The organism is Acidobacteriota bacterium (assembly GCA_040752675.1).
Classification (GTDB): Bacteria; Acidobacteriota; Polarisedimenticolia; order JBFMGF01; family JBFMGF01; genus JBFMGF01.
The window spans coordinates 1-19,073 of sequence record JBFMGF010000095.1; the positions used below are offsets into that span (position 1 = coordinate 1).

Below are 19,073 nucleotides of genomic sequence, written 5' to 3' on the forward strand. Positions count from 1 at the left end.
CATGATTTCCTCCCACCCTATGGGTTAAGGACAGCAAAGTTGCTGTCTGTTGTTTTTTGTTTCATATCAACAGTATAACTCATTGGGTGGGATTTCTTATGCTAAAAATCGCTCAAACTAGGTTTAAAAAAGATTGTCAAGATAGAACAGTGCGAAAGAAAAACAAGAAACTTGAAGAGATATTGGGCCAAGCAGGATAGAAAAAGGCTCTTACATAAAAGGCAAATAAAAAAATGAGGTTCATCTCCCATTTAGTGGGTCGAAAGCTTGGATGACTTTGAGCATAAGAACCGGATTTTTTCCTAATTCCATTCTGGCATTCATCTTAGCATGTATCGGCGTTGGCCGTAGATTTCAGCGATCTCGCGAGCGCAGGCATCAGGATCCTTGAGTATGGTTCTTCCCCAGTAAGTCAATACCACCCATCCGCGACTTTGTAACCAATTTCTCTTGCGAGCATCAAGTTCGAGGGTTTCAATGTTGCCGTGAACGGCAAAGCCGTCACAATAGACAGCAACTTTGACATCTTCCCAAGCAAAATCTGGAACTGTAATGAGGCGTTCACCATCTTTTATTTCAAGGTCCCTTTGACTAGGCGGTAAATCAGCTATCCTTGCTAAGGCAGCCCCAAGTGGCTCTTCGATTTTACCTTTTCGATACCGGCCCGTTCTCGGGTCTTCAAATCCTCCTGTTGCTGCCTCTTCTTTTCTTTTTTCCAACATCTCCTTCAGGGTTTCTACACTGACATTAGTTGAAGAGATCTGGGGTTTAACAGGTTCTTGATTTGCCAGGATAAAAAGAACATCACGGATCAGATTCTTATCAAAGAAAGGATGCCATTTCTGGTTGCGGTAGTGTTTCAAGCAGAGGTAGCATGCTTTCGCGCAAAAATGCCCGTAGAGTCGTTGCTGCGCGGCTCGTGCCACCTCAGGAAGCCTTCTGGCCATTTCTTCCACATAGCCAGCCCCGCCTGGAACTGTTTCATAGATGACAATTTGCTCCCCCATTTGGCCTCCGGGAGCTGGTCTCACAAAAGCACTCAGTTCAAAAGGCTCCAATTCGAGAAGGTTTTCTGCTCCTGCAAGGATTGCTTCAGCAAGTGTCACCAGGCTGGGTGAGAAAGACCAGCGTCCTATTTGCGTTGTGTCTTCTCTTCCTGGAACAGTCATGGCAATGCAATCCGTTTTATAACGATAGGAAAGTATCACCGAAGCTAGGCTTCCACGGCAGAAGCGAGAGTGCTGCTCATTCCATTTTTCGATTTTCTGCTTAAGGCTGGGATCGGAAAGGTCATAAGGCATATGCTTTCCACAATCCAGGCACAGCGTAAAACGAAACCCCTCTCCCGTTTTGGAATCGGCATGACCCCAATTGGTAATAAGGATCTCCGCTAACTTCCTGTATTCAAGCGGCGCCATGGGGTAAGGAAAAAGCTTACAGGCCTCTTCCCCGGATGAAAGCAAACTTTCCCTCCGAACATAATATCTGCGCTGCCGCGATTCTTCGTCAGACCCAATTCGGAGAGACTCCTCAGCTTCAAAGGAGTCCACCTCAATGGTATCGGTGGGAGCAGGAAGATCTGCGCTGCATCTCGGGCATCTGTTGCGAGTTGTTTCCAGGACTTCATCACAATTCTTACAGAAAATGAAACTCTTTAAACGGCCGCTGGTTTCTGCATCGGAGCGGCCATACTCAACTGGTCCAGAACCTGGACCGCCAGCAAAGAGAACACGGATCGATTTCAATTTGTGGCCATTAGCATAGACAAAATTGCCTGGGGCAAATTCCTCAATGGCGATGGACGATGGTCGATAAAGGGTAGGCGTATCAGAAACACCTGGGTCCAAACTATAGGTATCCACGGGAAATTGATAGGCAGGAAGGAATCCCTGAGTCGAAAGATAGTTTAAAGTATAAGCCCTTTCCGGGTCTTCCGTAATTTCTCGATAAGCTCGTTTGCGAGCTGAGGCCTTTTTCTCGTCATGACGGGGGGAACCAATGGTGGAATATTCGTGGAACTCCCGATCGAGATGTCGCACCCTTTGCCACCATCGCTCCATGATCGTGCATAAGTCTGCTTCGAAGTGTTCTACAATCTCTTTCGCTTCATCCATGCCATAACGATCTATTCTTTCTACGTCTCTGTCATGGGCAAAGAGCTGGCTGATTCGCGAAATGAGATCTTTTTTCTGAGTTTTCACCTGCTCAAATAAAGGCTGTAAATCTTCTTTCTTCCATCGGGAAGGCGTTCTGATATTATCCAGCAATTCCCCCATGCGGTTTGGCAGTTGGGCTTCGATACATTCCATGAGATAAGAACGAAGATGGCGGTAAACCACATAGGGATTATCAAGACGTACTTTCGGTGGATCGAACTGCCCGGCCACAAGCCAAGAAGGATTCTCAAAAGCATGCCTGTCATGAGATCCTCCAGCGCAGAAGGTTGAGACAAATCCAATCCGCAATCGGCGTCCCGCTCTTCCTACCCTCTGAATATAATTTGTCGGAGTGGGAGGAGCATTGCGAAGAACGATGGAAAGCAATGGTCCAATATCCACGCCAAGTTCCAGAGTTGGTGTGCAAACGAGGGCATCCAAGCGTCCTTCTTTGAAATCGGTCTCTCGGGTGGCCCTCTCTTCTCCTGAGATCTGGGCGCTATGCTCCGCCATCTTCATCCTCATAGGCGGGTGATCCAAGTAGAGTCTGATGTAGTAATTATCGGAGTCTAATTCTGTCTTTTGCAACTTTCCCTGTGAACATTTCGGTGTGGGGCAGGTGGGTAGGTCATAAGGCCTCCATGTTTGACAAGCGTTGCAACGGTAACCTTCTTCTGGCTCAACGAGGAAAATGAGCCGAGGGTCAATTTGGAGCGGCTTTAATCCCTGGACCATTTCATTTCTAGGAATCGGGAAATTTTTTACTGCTACCAGAATGCCAAGCGATTCCAGAATAGGGACAACAGCACAGATGAATTCTTCAGCTTTCTCTCGACTTCGCAACAGACGATCAACTAACTTCTGGGATGCCGTAAGTTGACCGGCTCTCGGATTTTCCTGATAGAAACCCATCAAACGACCGGAACTTCTTATGTGAGCGGGTCGATTCAGGGCAAAAGCCTTTGGGGTTCGATCCCTGTCAGGAAAACGGACATTGTAAGGTTCAGATTCCAGTTCTCGGTATCTTCTCTTTCTGGCCGGGTCGATATACTCCTGAAAAAAATCATAAGCAACAGCACGGTTCTTTCGCATCACATCGAGAATTGCACGAACAAGATTATAGGATTCTGAAATCTCTAGTCCTGCTCGCCTTGATGCTTCTAGGAAAGATTCACTATTCAATATCTCATCGAGAAACTCATAGTCAATGGCAACGAGCCCCAGGTTCTCCAGGGAAGCTCGCTGGCGGCTGTAGCGAGTGAATTCATTGGCGGTTTCATAACTGAAGGCATCCAACCAGCGCTCTCGCTCAGGACGGGTCGTGCGACGCGGGATGATTCCAAGTTTTCGATAATGATCAAAGAGCCTCTGCGGCAGTTCCTGGAGATAGACACCTCGATCTCCAGCACCCTTGACCTCCTGAGCGATCACATGGCGCAGGGCAAAAGTTCTGTGTTTATCGCTGGCGTACCCGGCTTGATGGGCTACATCCTGACGGTTGTCGGCGAAAACGAGAAGGCGCCGATCCCCTCCTTCTAAACCCTCAAGATGGTGTGTGGAAAGAACGGACACTGTAGAGGCTGTGCCCGTTCTTAAAGGTGTTACGATATCGCCCCGAGTGTAAGTGTCTCCGCAGGCAGGACAGGTGTTCAGCTTTCCCCGATGGATGAGAAGGCAGATGGGAAAGCGATTGCATTCCCTGCATTTTTCACCCTCAGGCAAAATTCTTCCGCATCCAAGGCAGAAATCGATCCTGTCGAGTTTTTTCTCTGCCTCTTCTCGCCTTTGCATTCGCTTCTGATTTTCTTCAGATTCTTCTTCATCCGGTGCAAATCCTTCCGGCAGTTCATGAATCTGATGAGTGAGAAAGGCAGTGTTCTGATCGCTATAAAAATCACCTGTTCCGACAGGTTTATCATCAGGGTCGCGTTCAAACCGGACCTTGACAAAATCCTGCCCACATGTTCGGCACAGGGCAGCAGGTCGAGCCATTGACGCACACCTGTAACATTGCGTTCCTCCCTGGGGAACAAGGAGCCGGCAGTCGGGATTGAGACAGAGAGCTACATCATAGACGCCATGGAAGAATGTGTGGAGTTTGGGTCGCAACCTGGGAGGATGATCTTCATCTCCAATGCTACCAACAAGCAGATAAGCTTCAATTTCTCGCTGTATGGTATCATCAGCAAGAGCGCTCCGGTTAGGGAATCTTTCTTTTAAAGTCGATACGGCTCCTTCAATTGTTGTCGGATTTGAAAAAATCTCTTCGAGCGTTTTAACAACAGCATTGCCAGACATGACTTCTGACACTTTTTCAGAAATAAGCCCTTCCTGACGACATTTCTGGCCGGTAAGCTTCTCGGCAAGCGCTATGATATTCTCGTCATCTTCAATATCCAGATTGAAAACATCTTTCGCATCAAGATTGGGAGGATCAGGAATCCATTCTTCTTTCTCTTCTTGTTGAGGCCTCAAAACTTCTCCGATAATCTCTTCCTCATGAAACTCCTCACCAAAGAGGGTGCTTGCAAAAAAGGCTAAACGTTCTGACCCATTTGCCCCCGAAGCCACGGTGGCCGATGTTCCTATCCCGAGGAGGTCTCCAGATTTAATGCTGGCATGTGCTTTCAGTCTTCGGATCAGGCAGGAAATCTCTGTTGCCAGGGCACCTCTGTAAGCATGAAGTTCATCAAGCACAAGATATTTAAGAGAAGGTGTGAATAAAGCTCTGTCTTCTTTTCTTACCAGAAGGAATTCGAGTTGTTTATAGTTCGTGAGGAGAATATCGGGAGGTTTTTGGCGAATTTGAGCTCGTGTTAACCTTTCCGTTTCAGCAGGTTCTTCCGAGAGTCTTTGGGTAGCAGTGTCGCTATCCCCTGTGTAAAGGGCAAAGGAGATGTCAAGCCCGGTTCCTCGCAATAGTCGCCGGAGTCGTTCAAGCTGATCGTTAGCAAGAGCATTCATAGGATAGAGGAAAATGGCTTGAAGGCCTTTTACTCCAGATCTCTTTCGCTTCAAAATCCCGTCCATGACAGGAAGAAGAAATGCCTCAGTCTTTCCGGAGCCCGTGCCTGTCGTCACGACAAAAGATTTTTCCTTCCTTCCTGCCTTAAAAGCTTTGACTTGGTGATGATAGAGACGCTCTTTCCCAAAGGGCCAATTGGCTTTCAACAGCGCCCGATCAGCCTCCCCTGAATTCACGAGTTCATGAAGAGTCTCTCTCTGTTCATAGTCATGTGTGAGCGTAACATAAGGCCCTTTGACGACCACATCGACTTTTGCCAGATGTTCCTCGAACTGTTTTTTTAGATGAGGGTCGAGAAAGCGATAGGACGTTCTCAGAAACCTGCGGTATTCATCGATTAAATGGCGGACACAGGAGATGGCAGATACTTTCATTGTTCTAAGCTCCTGAAAAAGCGAGGACTTTTCTCCCAGAAACGCTTCAAATAAGCGATTATGAGGTTAAACATTTCCAAAATGCTCATTGGAGCGTTTTGAGCATTTCCGATTGAATCATTTTTGCTACTATTCAATTTTTCTCTGCCAAGAGAATATGCCCACCCCTGCCTTTGCCCGCAAAGCGTACCTTTCCTTCAGATTCCAATTCTTTAACCAGATAATAGACCTGGACACGACTAAAGCCTGAAAAGTGCCTGATTTGCGCATTGGTGAGCTTTCCACGGGTACGCAAAAGGGTCAGGATGCGTAGCTTGACCGCCTCCTTTTCCAGCGGGAGGTCTGAATCCACTGTGGCTCTTCCTCGTATTCGGTCTGCTAGATCCATCCTCAGATCATAACTCGCCCCCCTTCCTCTTCCTCTGACTATCAGATATCCTGCCCCCCGCAGGCGAACAAGCCTGGCGGCGGCTTCTTCTTCAGAGAGTTGAAGGGCATTGGCTGCGGACCAGCGATCGAGGACGGCCGTCTTCAGAAATCTACGGAGAAGAATAAGATCATCAAGCTCAAGGTGGTGTCCTCGTCGTTCCTCTCCTGCTACAAATATTGCAAAACCGTCGTGGGTTTCCAGTGGAATAACGAGCTGCACATGGGCTTCATCAGCTGCATAGCGAGGTATATCTTTGCCTAAGCGGAGAAGGCCCTCATAAATTCTATCCACTCCAAGGCCTATACGGTTCACAAGACCGATAGTCTGAAAAGTCCTTGCCAGGAGTTCATTCCTGTGAACGGGAGGATGTCTTAATACATTTTCCGGAGTGATCCCGCCTATAAAACCACCAGGACTTATAACTTCCAGACGATCCCTGTAAAGAGAGATTTGAATGCCCTGCCGCAGGAAATAATCACGATGAGTAATAGCGTTGAGAACAGCCTCCCTGGCCACCTCCCAAGAGAGGTCAGGGAATTCAAGCTGTCCGAAACCTTCTTCTTGGATGGTCTTGACTCGATTGTTCACCGAGACAAGTTGCTCCATTTCCGCTAAAACAGAAAGGAGCGCTTTTCGCATATCCTTTCGCTGATCATAGCGGGTAGGACTTTTGTATCGGAGAAAAATAATTTCATGCTGAGGAATATGGTGATTGATAGATTCTTTCTTCCCTACGAGGAGAAGCCCGGCAATGGTAACTCCTTCTTTCGTGATCAACCCCATTGCCTCCATGAGAGCGCGGTCTTCAAGTCTAGCAAGTTCCTGATTCTGTGCCTCATGCAGGATAATTCTGCGAAGATTCTGGATTTCAGATGGATCGAGGTCCTTATCAGTGGATCTTTCGATAATTTCCGCTGTTGGGTCCCGCTGTCCCCCAGCTGCCAGAAGCTGAGCAAAAGTTCTACCCGTAAGGGGCTTACATTCCTTGCCTATCCTGATCTTTGCAACGCCATCACTTGTGGTATGGGGAGGCATCCCCTTGGGAACATGGACCAACAGAAGAGTCCCTTCTGGCTCGACCAATTCTTCAATCTCAACGAGAATATGAGGTTCCGTGCCATCATAGACAGCCCGCCTTAAGCCTGCAATGTCGTACCTACCAACCCCTTGGATTGCTTCCTTTCGAGAATGGCCTCGATCTTTCACTCCCAGGACAATGGTTCCGCCACGTGCATTCGCAAAACATACCACTGCTTCTCTCAAAGTCCTATGAAGAGTCTTGGTGTCAGTATCCCAGGGTTTGAATTCGAGATCATCATCCTCGAGAGAATCGGCTGTTTGATTATTAAGATTTTTAAGAATTGAACGGATTTCTTCTTTGCTGCGCATGATAATAATGTAACAATAAGTAAACTAAATGTCAATAATGAAATATTTCTATAATTGCTTATTATTCATTTATTGCTGATTAAGCGATTCATTTTTATTGTTCCGCCTTCCACTCTTTGAGGCGCTCACAAAGGTATTTAAAAAATTCAGGCCGTTTTCGCGCAAAGACTGGAAAAGAATTCAGAATATGTTCGAACTCATATGGTGTTAGATTGTATGCCTTAGCTACAGCTTTGTTAATTAACCAAATAGAGGACCAAGAATCGCCTATATCAGCTATGTTTAATTCAGTCTTGGACATTTTGGTTAGAAAGAGTTCATCAACTTCTAAGTGAGCTGAAGGTATTGTTTTCAAATATGTAGGGCTTACATTAGATGACACGCGAAACCTCAAGCAGAAGTCAGCAGGTAACGAATTTAGAAAAATTATACAGATAGGAAGCTCAACATTTCCTTGGTAGCCATACAAAGAATGACCAAAACACGACATCTCTGGTAGTTGGGCTAAGATGCAAGTTCGCTCATTTGTATTGCTCGCAATTGCTCTTATCACTCCTTTCGGATTTGCATCGGGTGGTTTCCCATATTTCTTTACGACAGCTCCTAAGTTTACCCATCGTTCAATGGGTTTGATATTGATAAGGAATTGTTCGATGTGTTTGCCTTCGTAGAGGGGCCAGAATCCTTTTTCGGCCATGCGGGCGCGGATTTCCTGGTACGCTGCTGGATCATAGTATGGAGAACGATCAGTTGTGCCGGTGATGTTACCGAGTATCTGGCGTGGATTCCACAGCTTGCCGGTAGCAGGATCAGTCCAGAGGTCACGGTCATTGGTCATATGAAATTCCGTATAAAATTTTGCGTTCCAGGTGCCAGGACCCTGATCTCCCAGAAGAGGTCTCGGATTGACCGGATTTCCCTCTCTATCGTATCCGTACATTTTGAGGAGAATTTCACGGTCTTTGGGGTTTCTGTATTCGAGAAATGCCAGTGTGCCAGGGGAGAGCTTCTTCAGCTCCTCTTTTCTGATCCAGACCATCCATGGTTTTGGGGTGAAATCAGAAAGCTCGTCAAGCTCATGACGCATGAAAGCTGCTTGAAATCCGCCTGATGTTTCACTTTGCGCAGAGGATTTTCCTACTGGAGAACCAGTCTTTCGGAAAACAAGATTCACAAATTTATATCGTGAATCAATGGGAAAGATTTTCTTCCTGTTTTCAAAAGCGTAGAATCTTTCGATCTCTGCTTCGTCTAGGAGAAGATGCCGCAAGCCTGTGCACCCCTCATTGTTGTAAATGGCTGAAGGGACGACAAAGCCAACTCGTCCATCTTCTTGAGTTACCTGGTAAGCCCTTTCGACAAAAAATTTGAAGATGTCTGGGTCACCGCCGGTGCTTTTTCCATCCACTTCCCAGTCCTGGAAATTATAATCTCCTCCATTCTTCAAACAGGCCGCAACTGTTTTGACCTTTTTCTTGTAATCAGCAAATTCCACATTCAATCCGATCCTATCTTTTTCCAGTTCTGATATTCTTCGGTCAAGATCACCTCCAACATAGGCTCTGATCAGGATATCGTAACGGCTGTAGAATTCTTTCTTGTCAGGTTTGATCTTGTCCCATGGTGGATTTCCAAGGACAGCATTGAATCTCCCTCCATCTGAATCAAAGAAAATTTCAGGAAATTCGAGTTCCCAGTGAAAAAAACGCTCGCGCTGGCATATATTCTTGAAGGAATCAAACCAAGCCCGGGATTGGACATAACTCTCAAGGCGACTGGGTTCAGAAATGAAGCTGCACAATGTTTGCCATTCGTCCCAGATCTCTGGAATAAACGCAGATGCCGACCGTAGATCAAAAAGCAAATGAGCACTGGATAGTATCTTTTCTGCCTTTTCTCTCTGAGCTTCCTTGAACCTTTGCTCTTTGATACTTTCTGGATCGATGCCTTCCTGGATGAGAGCTTCCCGATCGGCTTCATCGATCAGACGCCTGATCTCAGCAGCTTCGCTTACTTTTTCTCGCACGATATCAGCAAAAAGATCCTGTTGGGAGGAATGTTCGTTTCCTGACATGGAGGGAAGTGGCGGCTGGTCGAGGCGTTTGAGCCATGAACCAAGAAGGGAATTGCCGCATCGGATATGGTGTTCAAAATAGGTCAGTGGCCGATCGCCTGCCATTGATTCAATCCAGAGCGCCACGCGGGCAAGGGCAACAGCTGTGGGGTTCAGGTCCACTCCAAAAAGACAGCGTTCTGCAATTCTCCTCTTGCACCAGGCCCGAGCTTCTGAGTTGCTGACTCGTGCTTCTTCATCCGAAGCCTCCCAGTTCTCATCCCATCCCATTCCTGTTGTGCTTTGAAAATCGGGAGGGCTGTTCTTGCCGGATTCTTGAGTGTAGGCACGGTGTAATTCCCTTCCTAAAAACCTCATGGCTTCCACAAGAAAATGAGCACTTCCACAAGCAGGATCAAGAATGCGAAGCTGTAACATCTCCGCAGATGTTCTTCCTTCAATGAGAGGCTCCAGGGCATAGCTGACGAGATCCTGAACAAGGGGACGGGGTGTGTAGAATGTCCCTGAACCTTTTCTGGCAGAACCCGGAATGAAATAGAACGTTCCAGGCTCGAATTTGCGAAGAACCCTTCCTGGTGTGCCCCGCCTTATGGCGCGCTCTTCCTCCTCTTCATCCTCAAGTTCTTCATCCTCCGGTTCCTCTCTTACTGCTTCTTCCTCGATAGAGATATCGCTATTATCTTCTTCTCCCTGAAACTCAGGGTGAAGGGCCTCTAATTCTGTGCCGGAGATGAGATCAGGGTTTCCCGTAATTCTTAGATTCTTTTCCTCACAAAGGCGGATGACTTCCTGTGGGGGCAAAGCATAGGTTTTTCCCTGAACGCGAATCTCAAATGTTGTCTCTTTCGCTATCTTTGGCTCATATTCTAGCAACCCTTCATAAACCGCCCCCAGCTGCTCGATATCCAGTTCCCGAAAAGAGACTCGCTCCCTTCCAACCCCTCTCCGGGGCAGCGTCGTGGCGAGTTTGAGAAGCAGTTGAGCAACGACCCGGTCCGAAAGGTGCGCCTTCTCGAGAATCCTGCCTTCATGCGTTGAAGAGCTGAAAAAATCGCCACCCCGAGGGGGGATGTTTTCCCAGGGAGTGATGGCATCAAGACCTTCATCATAGATATGAAAGAGGGCTTTAAGACGTAACCAGAGACTGCAACGATTCCCCGGCCAGCTTCTTTCGGGATAGCGGAGGAGCTCATCTAATAGACCGTTCAGGGAATAGGCCTGATGGTAAATCTGATGTTCTGCGAGGCGCGGATCCCTGGATTCAGCATAAAGGATGAAAAGAATCCTGTAAAGTCCAGTCAGCGAGGCATCCCGGAATTTCCGAAGCTCCGAATCTGTTAGGGTCGTCAGATCAGCTATTTTGCCCCGGACGCTAGCATCTTCGATCAATCCTTGAACAAGAGTTTCGCATGATGTGAAGACGGCTTCCTTGAGTTCCTCAGAAACTTTTTCCGCATGGGCCCGGCTTTCTCGCTCAATCTCTTCGATGGCAAGATGGCCTTCTGAATCGGGATGGAAATTCGATGAGGACAGGAGGAGATAAAAAGCGGCAAAAGATTCCGGATCATCTTCCTCAGCAAGACCCTCGAGATCAATTTCAAGATAAGCCCGTCTTGGTCCTTCACCCGGTGCCCGAATGAGACGAAGAGACTCACCGGTGACCAAAATGCCGTGGCTAATGCCTATGCGTGAGAGGAACTCCTGCAATCTATGTGCGGGTTGACTTCTTCCATGCCCTGCATCGAGATTTTCATCCCACCCTCCGCAATAGCAAATCAATAAAGGTTTTTCTCCTCGTGCCTCGGCCTCTGCTGAAAAGAATAATCCATGGATACTGTCTTCACCCTGCCCTAAATGAAACCCAAGCACATCTCTCAACAATGGTCTTATGAACTTCTCCCGGCAGAAAGTGCGATCATCAGATTTTCCTTCCGCTTTCTGATAGATTCTGAAAAAGCGCAAATAGGCCTGATCCGTCTCACGATCAGAAAGCCTCTTTTTCTTTCCTCTTCCCATACCTCTGCCAAAGATACTTCCGAGGTAATAATCGGAAAAGAATCCATGAACATTTTGCAAGTGATTAAAGGCCATCGTCCTGCTTAGTCTTTTTCTAAATAAGAAGTATTTTCTGATTCCGATTCAGGAATAAGAAAGAGCGCACCAAGGGGCTTTGGCGGAAGGGGAGCTTCAATTTTCTCAAAAAGCTCAATCTCCTTTTTCCTTTCTTCTATCTGATTTAAAACCACGGCCCGGCGCGTCTGAAAACCCCTGGATGGTGCTTTTTCAAAAAAAGATAAGAGCCGTTGCCCCGTTTCTTTTTCCACGAGTCCTCGAGATCGTTTTTCCTCTTCATCAATCTCCTGGAGCCGATCTTCGAGATCTTTATTTAGCTCCGCCCGCAGGATTTCTGCCTGGGTTTTTCTTTCATGGCTCAGAGCCTCTGCGCGTTCATTCAGATAATGAGTTGCAGATTCAAGCGCTAGCGATGAAAGATGATCGAAGATTGATCCGAATAATTTCTCAATGGCCTCAGTGCTTGTATCTCCCATTCTTTTTCTATAGAAAAGAAAACAGATGTTCTGCTCGGGCTTTCCTAATATTTTTCCATCTCTGCCTATGCGAATGGGAATGAGACATTCTTCAAGAAGGCCTCCTCCTCCCTGAACTCTGCCGTAAAATGTAAAAAGGATCGAAACCGGTTCCGTTTCCTCTATCTGTAAAGCGGCCAGGCGTCTGACGGGGAGTCCTCGCTCTTCCGGATAGACATAAAGAAATCGCCTGCGTACCTCTTCTGACATCGCTTGAATGAGCGGATGGAGGGGTGTGATGAATTCAACTTCATCGGCGCGATGGTGAGAGGCTACCTGCCTTCGAAAAGTGGCGGAAGGATAAAAGGCTTTGACTTCTGGTCCACGGTAGGCCAGAGGAACTTGAATTTGGAAAATTCCTGTATCTTTTGTTGGTGCCATGGATTCTGATCCCAAGATGTCCCTCACCAATATCTCCAGTTCCAGATCATTCGGCATGAGTGGTGTGGCGGTATCCAGTAAATCAAGCAGCTCTTCTATCTCTTTTTTCTGGCTATCTCCAGTGCTGAGCAGTGGTTGAACGTTGTGCACAAACTCTGCAGTTCTATCCTCAAAGTGTTGCACCAGGCTTCGCTTGGCCTCTTCAAGCTCGGCTGATTCAGGATCGAGATCGACAAGCCCGCTTTCCAGCTCCCCTGCGCCTATAAGCACTCCAAGAATGTCGGGTGTTGAGACGCGGTCCATGCGGATTTGCTCAATCTTCTCAATTAAGCGATGGAGAACATCCTCTTCAGCACTTCCCGGATAATAAAGGTAGCGGATCTCCGGGGAGTGAGTTTGACCATAGCGGTCTACCCGCCCATTTCTCTGCTCAAGACGATTCGGGTTCCAAGGAAGCTCGAAATGAATCACCCTGTGGCAGGAACGCTGAAGATTGAGACCCTCACTGGCTGCATCGGTAGCTAAGAGAACCCTGGTATCCGGCTGTTCAAAGATCTCTTGAATCCTTATCCTCTGTCGCCGGCTCAGACCACCGCGAAGGATGCAGAACCGCTCATTGAGAGAAGTTATGGTGTTAAAAATGTCTCTTATGGAATGCAACGTGTCCAGATATTCCGTAAAGACGATGACTTTTTCTGAAGGATTGGCGGCGAAAAGCTTCTCAAGTTCTTTTACAAGAGTCTGAATTTTTTGGTCGGTTTGAGTGAGAGATCTAAGTAGTTTCCGAATACTATTGAGGGCTCGGATCTCGTTGCGGCGGCGCCGTTCATCCCTTGGTATAGCAGAACGCAAGATACGCTGAGCTGTCCGCTCTGCAGCGGCATCACCTAGAGGCAGGCCTGCCTGTAAATCCCGGATTTCCGATGGAGAGGGTCTTTCCTGGCGGGCCTCTTCTTTCTTCAAAGCTTCCAGACGGTGCTCAATCGTTTTCTCAAGAGCAAAGCGGCTTGATAGGGCTCTTTTCTTAACGATCTGCATGGCGAAAGCGACAAGATCAGCATCTTCTTCCTCTCGAGAGGCTCGCGTCGTTTTGGAGCAATAGGAGGCAACTTTATGGAGGAGCTGCATTGTTTTCTCATCAGAAGGGACAGGGATCCCTTTGACAAAGCGGGCAGGAAAGACATCTTCCTCACTCCCATCTTGAAGACGCCTCTTGATTTGTGCCTTCATCCTGCGGATCATGCTTTTTTCAATCCTGCGATGTATCGATTCTTTGGAGCCATGAAAGGTTGCTGCGGTTGGCTCAACAAGTTCGATCAAGGATCGGAATGAGTGGATGTAACCATTATGAGGAGTAGCTGTCAACAAAAGGAGACTTCTCGATGCCTCTCTCAGTGCCATGCCCAATCGGGTGCGCTGGGTTTGGTATGGGTTCATGGGGGTTCCAGATTCCGCCAGGGCATGGGCTTCATCGACAATGATGAGGTCCCACCTCTTGCGTAGCGCACGATTCCGGATAGTTTCTTTCTTGATATAATCCATGGAGGTCAGAATTCTTGGAAGGACATCCCATGGGCTGACTCCTGAAGGAAGACCTGTCTGAACCCTTAAGAGCCCAGCTTGATTTTCTATCACAGTAAAATCGAGGCCAAATTTTTCATAAAGTTCATCGTTCCATTGATCAAGAAGGCCGGGCGGAGTGACAATCAAAATTCTTTTTGTCCTCCCGCGGGCTATTAACTCAAGCATAGCGAGACCCGCTTCAATCGTTTTTCCGAGACCGACATCATCGGCAATAAGGAGACTCATATGCGGTTTGGCCAAGAGTCTCAAAGTAGGTGCGATCTGGTAAGCTTCAAGGTTGATACGCCCAAAACGAGCCGCGGAAAGCAGGCCTGTTTCTTTGATCATAGTTGTAGCCATCAGCCTATGGGCTTGAGCCCATGGCGCATAGGGGCTCAGACCTCTTAAATCGAATCTGAGATCTTCCGTTGGCAAGGGGGTGATTTCTTCTGGTGGAACGACAAGGGAAAGCGATCGAGGCTCTCCTTCTTCAAGTGATTCAATCTCAATAAGCCTGACATCATCTCTTAACGGTTGAATCTTTTTCACACGCCAGATCCGATCTCGGATCAGGACTCTTTCATTGGCTTGGATTTGCATGGATCTTTAATCCATTAAGATAAAAATTGCAATATTAAAGACATAGCTTCATGCTTTGATTCATATCTTTAGATTACCTTGCTGACTTGTATTTCGTCGATTATTTCTCCTCACCCTTCAACTGTTCAGGGGTCTGTTCCTCCAGCCAGAGTTTGCAGAGATTTTTCCAACCGATTCGGCGCCATTTTTTAAATGTTTCTTTCAACTCGTTAATGGTTTTTGCTTCCAGAAGCTCTTTTTGAGCAGCTCTCAGATCTTCAAGAGATGCAATGGCAGGCATGATCTCCTCCGTATTTTCATAAGAGCTGAATTGAACTTTCGCAGCATGACAAGGCCATGCGTGCTCGTTTATTTCTTTTCTCTATTGATACCCCATCGACAAGAGTCGTATTGCTCAATCATGATATTCCTGCGGAAAAACGATTGTCAAGAGAGGTAACAATTACGCAGGCGCCAACTTTATCGGTCGGTTTTTCAAAACAGCGATGGGGAGTATTCCATCGAGGTGGTCCTTCAGAAATCAGGCGGATTCGCGCAGGAATTGAAACCCTCCCAGAGTGATCATCCCCATCCCGAGAATCAATGAGATGATACGAGCGGCGAATCCAAGGTAGGGAACGAAAAAGAGAATATGAAGCACAAGCAGTCCCACCATCATGGCCGTCAAGGAGAGTTCAAAGGGTTTGCCGAAGGACCGAAGGATCAGCATCCCGATCACCATCCCGACGAAGATCGTGGAGAGATAGAGAAGGGCAAAATAGAGCGTCAAGCTCAAAAGGCCCAGCGGGAGTCCGATCAGAGTGATCGCCACGATGAGGCTTGCGATTGGTGTGAAGATCAGAGCCACAAAACCGATTCCCAGACTTTTCCAGTACTGCTGAACCTGGGAGACGATTCTTTGCGAGACTCTGGGCATCAATTTCATCAGGATGACGCCGATGATGAGGGAGGCCAATAACCAGATCAATCTGAAGAATAAGGAAAAGGCGCGTCTGGTCCAGGAACTTGATTCCTTTTTTCCTTTCAAAGCCCCCTTGATGATCTCCCCCTCGATCACGGCATCGGAAGAGATGTCAATCAGATGTCCGGTGGCTTTTAGATCCCCTCCGATGTGGGCTGTCGGCGAGATCGTAATCTTGTTTCCCTTCACTCGAGCGTCCCTTCCCACCTCCCCATCCAGTGTGAAGGAATCTGCCCCACCGGAGACAGAGCCTGCCACCTTTCCTTTCAGCCTCAATTCCTCACAGCCAAACCTGATATTCTGTTTGATCGTTCCCTCCTGAGTGACGAGGAGATTTCTGCAGAAGGAAGTGACATTCTTTTTCACAAGACCGGAAATGAGAACGCTTTCCGCAAAAGCGCGGACATCATCCTCTCCCGCACCTCGCACGGCGATATTCTGGGCAAAGGCGATGATGTCTCCTTTCACCGTGCCGTTGATGTCAAGGGAGCGGCAGAAAGCAAACAGATCCCCTGTGACCGTTCCATCAACTGTTACGGTTTCACCCGTGAGGAGGAGGTCTCCTTCATGAATCTCATCTTTCGGAACAGTCACATATCGATCCCCTTTGTGAGTCGAAGCCTGAATGGTGGCTGAAAGGGCCAGGATCAAAATAAATACGGTCAGGTTGAGAATCAATATCTTTTTCATTTCAGATCTCCCATAATTGTTGCTGAAATTTGGCAAAAAATTTAAAAATTCCCCATCAAATATAAATTTCTTAAGTGCCAAAAAGCTTTGTTTTATCGATGCTTTTATAAAATTTACCAAAGTTTCATCATGAATGAAGTTAACCTTCAACCAGAAAAATTATCTTAAAACACTTTTAAGATGTTGACTCAAAAAAATACAGTTGATCACAGCCATGTCAAACTGCTTCTAAAATGGTTGCTCATCCATCGAATATGAATAATTTTATTCATGAGAGGTTCAAATCAGTGTCGTTTCACAATAATGCTTGAACGTTTTTTACATCCTCCTTATGGCGGTATTGGTTCGTACCTTTTCCTGAAAAAGAAGCTCAACCAGAAGGCGACGATCAGAACCGGCAGGAAGAGAAGTAAAAAGAGCCTGACCATGTCGATCAAGGTGGTTCTCAGGATGATATCTTTGAACAGGTGAAAGGCATTGAAGAGAAGGGATATGGGTGATGCGATAAAGGAAAATGGCCCCAAAAAATCCTCCACAGAACCTGAAAAGAGATGAACCGCAAGAAGGGGAACAATCATCCCTGAAAGGATCAACAACGAGTAAAGGGTGGTGGAGAACCGCTTCCCGTTGATGATCACTGGAGTTTCCATCGCTTGAATGCGCTCCTTGAGCTCTTCCACGAGCTGGATCTCCGGCAAGGGGATCTGGAAGGCTTCCCTCATCATGAGATTTTCCCTCTTGAGACCTTCCACGAGGGCGCGGCAACGCGGGCAGGACTCCAGATGGGAAGAGATTGCTTCTCTCATCTTCTCATTCACTTCTTCATCCAGATAGGCGGAGTAGATTTTTTCATCAATACATTTCATGGATGATCTCCATCATTTCCATCTTTCTTGAGTCATGATTTTCCTTAATTCCTTCTTGCCTCTGAAAATCAGAATTCTAACGGTGCTGATCGGCTCATTCATGATCCGGGCAATGTCGGCATAGGGAAGATCAAGGTGATATCGAAGAAGTAGGGAGCTCAGGTACCTGGCGGGAAGCTTTTTCAAGGCGCGGGTCATTCTCTCCATCTCTAAATTCTTCAGGTCGTGGGCCTCCGTGCGCGGCAGGAACGAAGAGCGAGAACGGGAAAGAGAGCGCTGGGATTGGAGAAATGCCTTTTCCCGCTTCCTCTTTCTGAGGTGATCCATGCAATGGTTGTAAGCAATCCGATAGATCCAGCCGGAGAAGGGTTGATTCTGATCGTAGCGCGCGAGGGATGAAAACGTTTTCATGAAGACCTCCGATAGAGCGTCCCTGGCATCCTCTGTGGAACCCAGAAGGTGAAAGCAGAACCGGAAGAGCGGGTTCTGAAAGACCTCCACGATGTGACCAAAAGATTCTTTCTTTCCATTGAGACAGTCCTGAACAGCAGAAATGATCTGTGATTCTTTCATGTCACACCCTATATTACGCCAGGATCAAAGAAGGATTACAAAAAATCTTCCAGCGGTGGTCAAAGTAGGTCACCGAAAGGAAGTGTATCACTGAGCCAGCTGACCTTCCATTCCAGCATCCCCGTCAAAGGGGAACAGAGTCCCCATACTTCTCTATCAATCAAGACAGAATTCATCATCAAAAGAGATTGATTTATTCTTTGATTTCGGGAGCGAAGCTCAGAAGGCCTGCCAGGAGGATGGGTGACTTCCTTAGACCACCACCATGATTTCTCAACATTCGAACGGCCGGATAGCCTTTTGGTGACCTCATAAAGCTGGCCCCGGAGGGCTTCCTTGAAGGTTTTGGTCAGCCTCCGGAAAATCACCGCGCAGCGATTGCCAAAAGATCGGAAAGACGTGCCATCAGTCGTGAGCAGCTCACCAGGATTACCCGCAAGGGCTTTGCGAATTAGCTTTTTCTTCCCCTTCATTCCCTATTGACAATCATTTTTCTATAGGAATAGATTATTTTGAGAAGTAAACACAGTTCGCCAGGGCAGGATACAATCCCAAGAAACGGGGCAGACGCTCCTATCATCCCCTTTTGTGTTTCGAGGCGCATCTCCAGGAGTTCTGGCATGGGAGCCTGAGGCCAGGAGATGCAGCGACCAGTACAGGAGCTGTGCCATTCCTCAAGCGCTGTTTCGCCAAAGCTCCCAAGCATATTACCCGATCCCGGATTCGGATTCGAGCCGACTCAGGGTTCTTTTGCCGAAGGGTCATCGAGTACCTCGACTCGGCTGGATGTGGCTATGCGATTGTGGCCAAGGAACATGCTACGATCAAATCTCGAGCAAGAGCGTGTCGTTTCAAAAAGCTTTCTCATGGTTGGGAAGCCGGGGAATTCCGATATCAGCCATTCCGGTGGAATACCGCTCATCGATTCATTGTGGTGCGACGCCCCATTCCAGAAGACCCCATCGAGGCCAAACCGCTGACGCTTTTCAAAGATCGAAAGTATGTCTACCATGTCCTGGTCACCAATCTGAAGGCCCATCCCTGGAGGGTCTGGGAGTTCTATGCCAAGAGAGCCACCATAGAGAAAAATATCCAAGAACTCCTCTACGATTATCCTTTGGGCAAGATTCCAACGGACGATTGGATCGCCAATGTGGCCTTCTTCCAGATACTTCTTTTTGCTTACAACATCGTTCATTGGTTCAAAAGATTGTGCCTTCCCAAAGAGCATCTTTATACAACCCTGGAGACTATCCGAACGGATTTCTTGGTCTTGCCAGCCAAGCTGACCAAGAAGGGGAGCCAGAATATCCTGGCTTTACCTCAGGATTATCATTATCGGGAGCAGTTCGAAACTGCCCTGAAAAAGATCGACAAACTTCGAGTGATGTAATTTTTATGAA

The 19,073-nt window shown here is 47.4% G+C and carries 8 protein-coding genes and 1 pseudogene; 1 reads left to right on the forward strand and 8 read right to left on the reverse strand.

The window, feature by feature from the left end:
- Positions 1-320: 320 nt before the first annotated feature.
- From AB1756_08710 to AB1756_08745, 8 genes are all read right to left on the reverse strand, one after another.
- Positions 321-5,555 (reverse strand): DEAD/DEAH box helicase, encoded by a 5,235-nt coding sequence (locus AB1756_08710; GenBank protein MEW5807411.1) that lies wholly within the window; start codon positions 5,553-5,555, stop codon positions 321-323.
- A gap of 133 nt (positions 5,556-5,688) precedes the next feature.
- On the reverse strand, positions 5,689-7,374 hold the full coding sequence (locus tag AB1756_08715) for an ATP-binding protein (GenBank protein ID MEW5807412.1): 1,686 nt from the start codon (positions 7,372-7,374) through the stop codon (positions 5,689-5,691).
- A 94-nt stretch (positions 7,375-7,468) separates the two neighbouring features.
- A complete protein-coding gene (locus AB1756_08720; GenBank protein MEW5807413.1) occupies positions 7,469-11,464 on the reverse strand; it encodes an N-6 DNA methylase in 3,996 nt (1,331 codons plus the stop codon).
- 83 nt (positions 11,465-11,547) lie between these two features.
- Positions 11,548-14,529: a helicase-related protein gene (locus AB1756_08725; GenBank protein ID MEW5807414.1), complete on the reverse strand. Its 2,982-nt coding sequence runs from the start codon at positions 14,527-14,529 to the stop codon at positions 11,548-11,550.
- Positions 14,530-14,680: 151 nt separating this feature from the next.
- Positions 14,681-14,860 carry a hypothetical protein gene (locus AB1756_08730; protein ID MEW5807415.1) on the reverse strand — a complete coding sequence of 60 codons (180 nt, stop codon included), beginning with the start codon at positions 14,858-14,860 and terminating at the stop codon, positions 14,681-14,683.
- Between the two features lie 240 nt (positions 14,861-15,100).
- Positions 15,101-16,231, reverse strand: a complete 1,131-nt coding sequence (locus tag AB1756_08735) for a polymer-forming cytoskeletal protein (GenBank protein MEW5807416.1) — start codon at positions 16,229-16,231, stop codon at positions 15,101-15,103.
- A gap of 329 nt (positions 16,232-16,560) precedes the next feature.
- Complete coding sequence (locus AB1756_08740; GenBank protein MEW5807417.1) at positions 16,561-17,097, reverse strand: zf-HC2 domain-containing protein; 537 nt, start codon at positions 17,095-17,097, stop codon at positions 16,561-16,563.
- A 12-nt stretch (positions 17,098-17,109) separates the two neighbouring features.
- The gene (locus tag AB1756_08745) at positions 17,110-17,670 is read right to left on the reverse strand and encodes an RNA polymerase sigma factor (GenBank protein ID MEW5807418.1); all 561 of its coding nucleotides are present in this window, start codon (positions 17,668-17,670) and stop codon (positions 17,110-17,112) included.
- A gap of 541 nt (positions 17,671-18,211) precedes the next feature.
- Here AB1756_08745 and AB1756_08750 point away from each other — a divergent pair.
- Positions 18,212-19,063 (forward strand): annotated as a pseudogene (locus tag AB1756_08750) (IS1380 family transposase).
- Positions 19,064-19,073 lie beyond the last annotated feature (10 nt).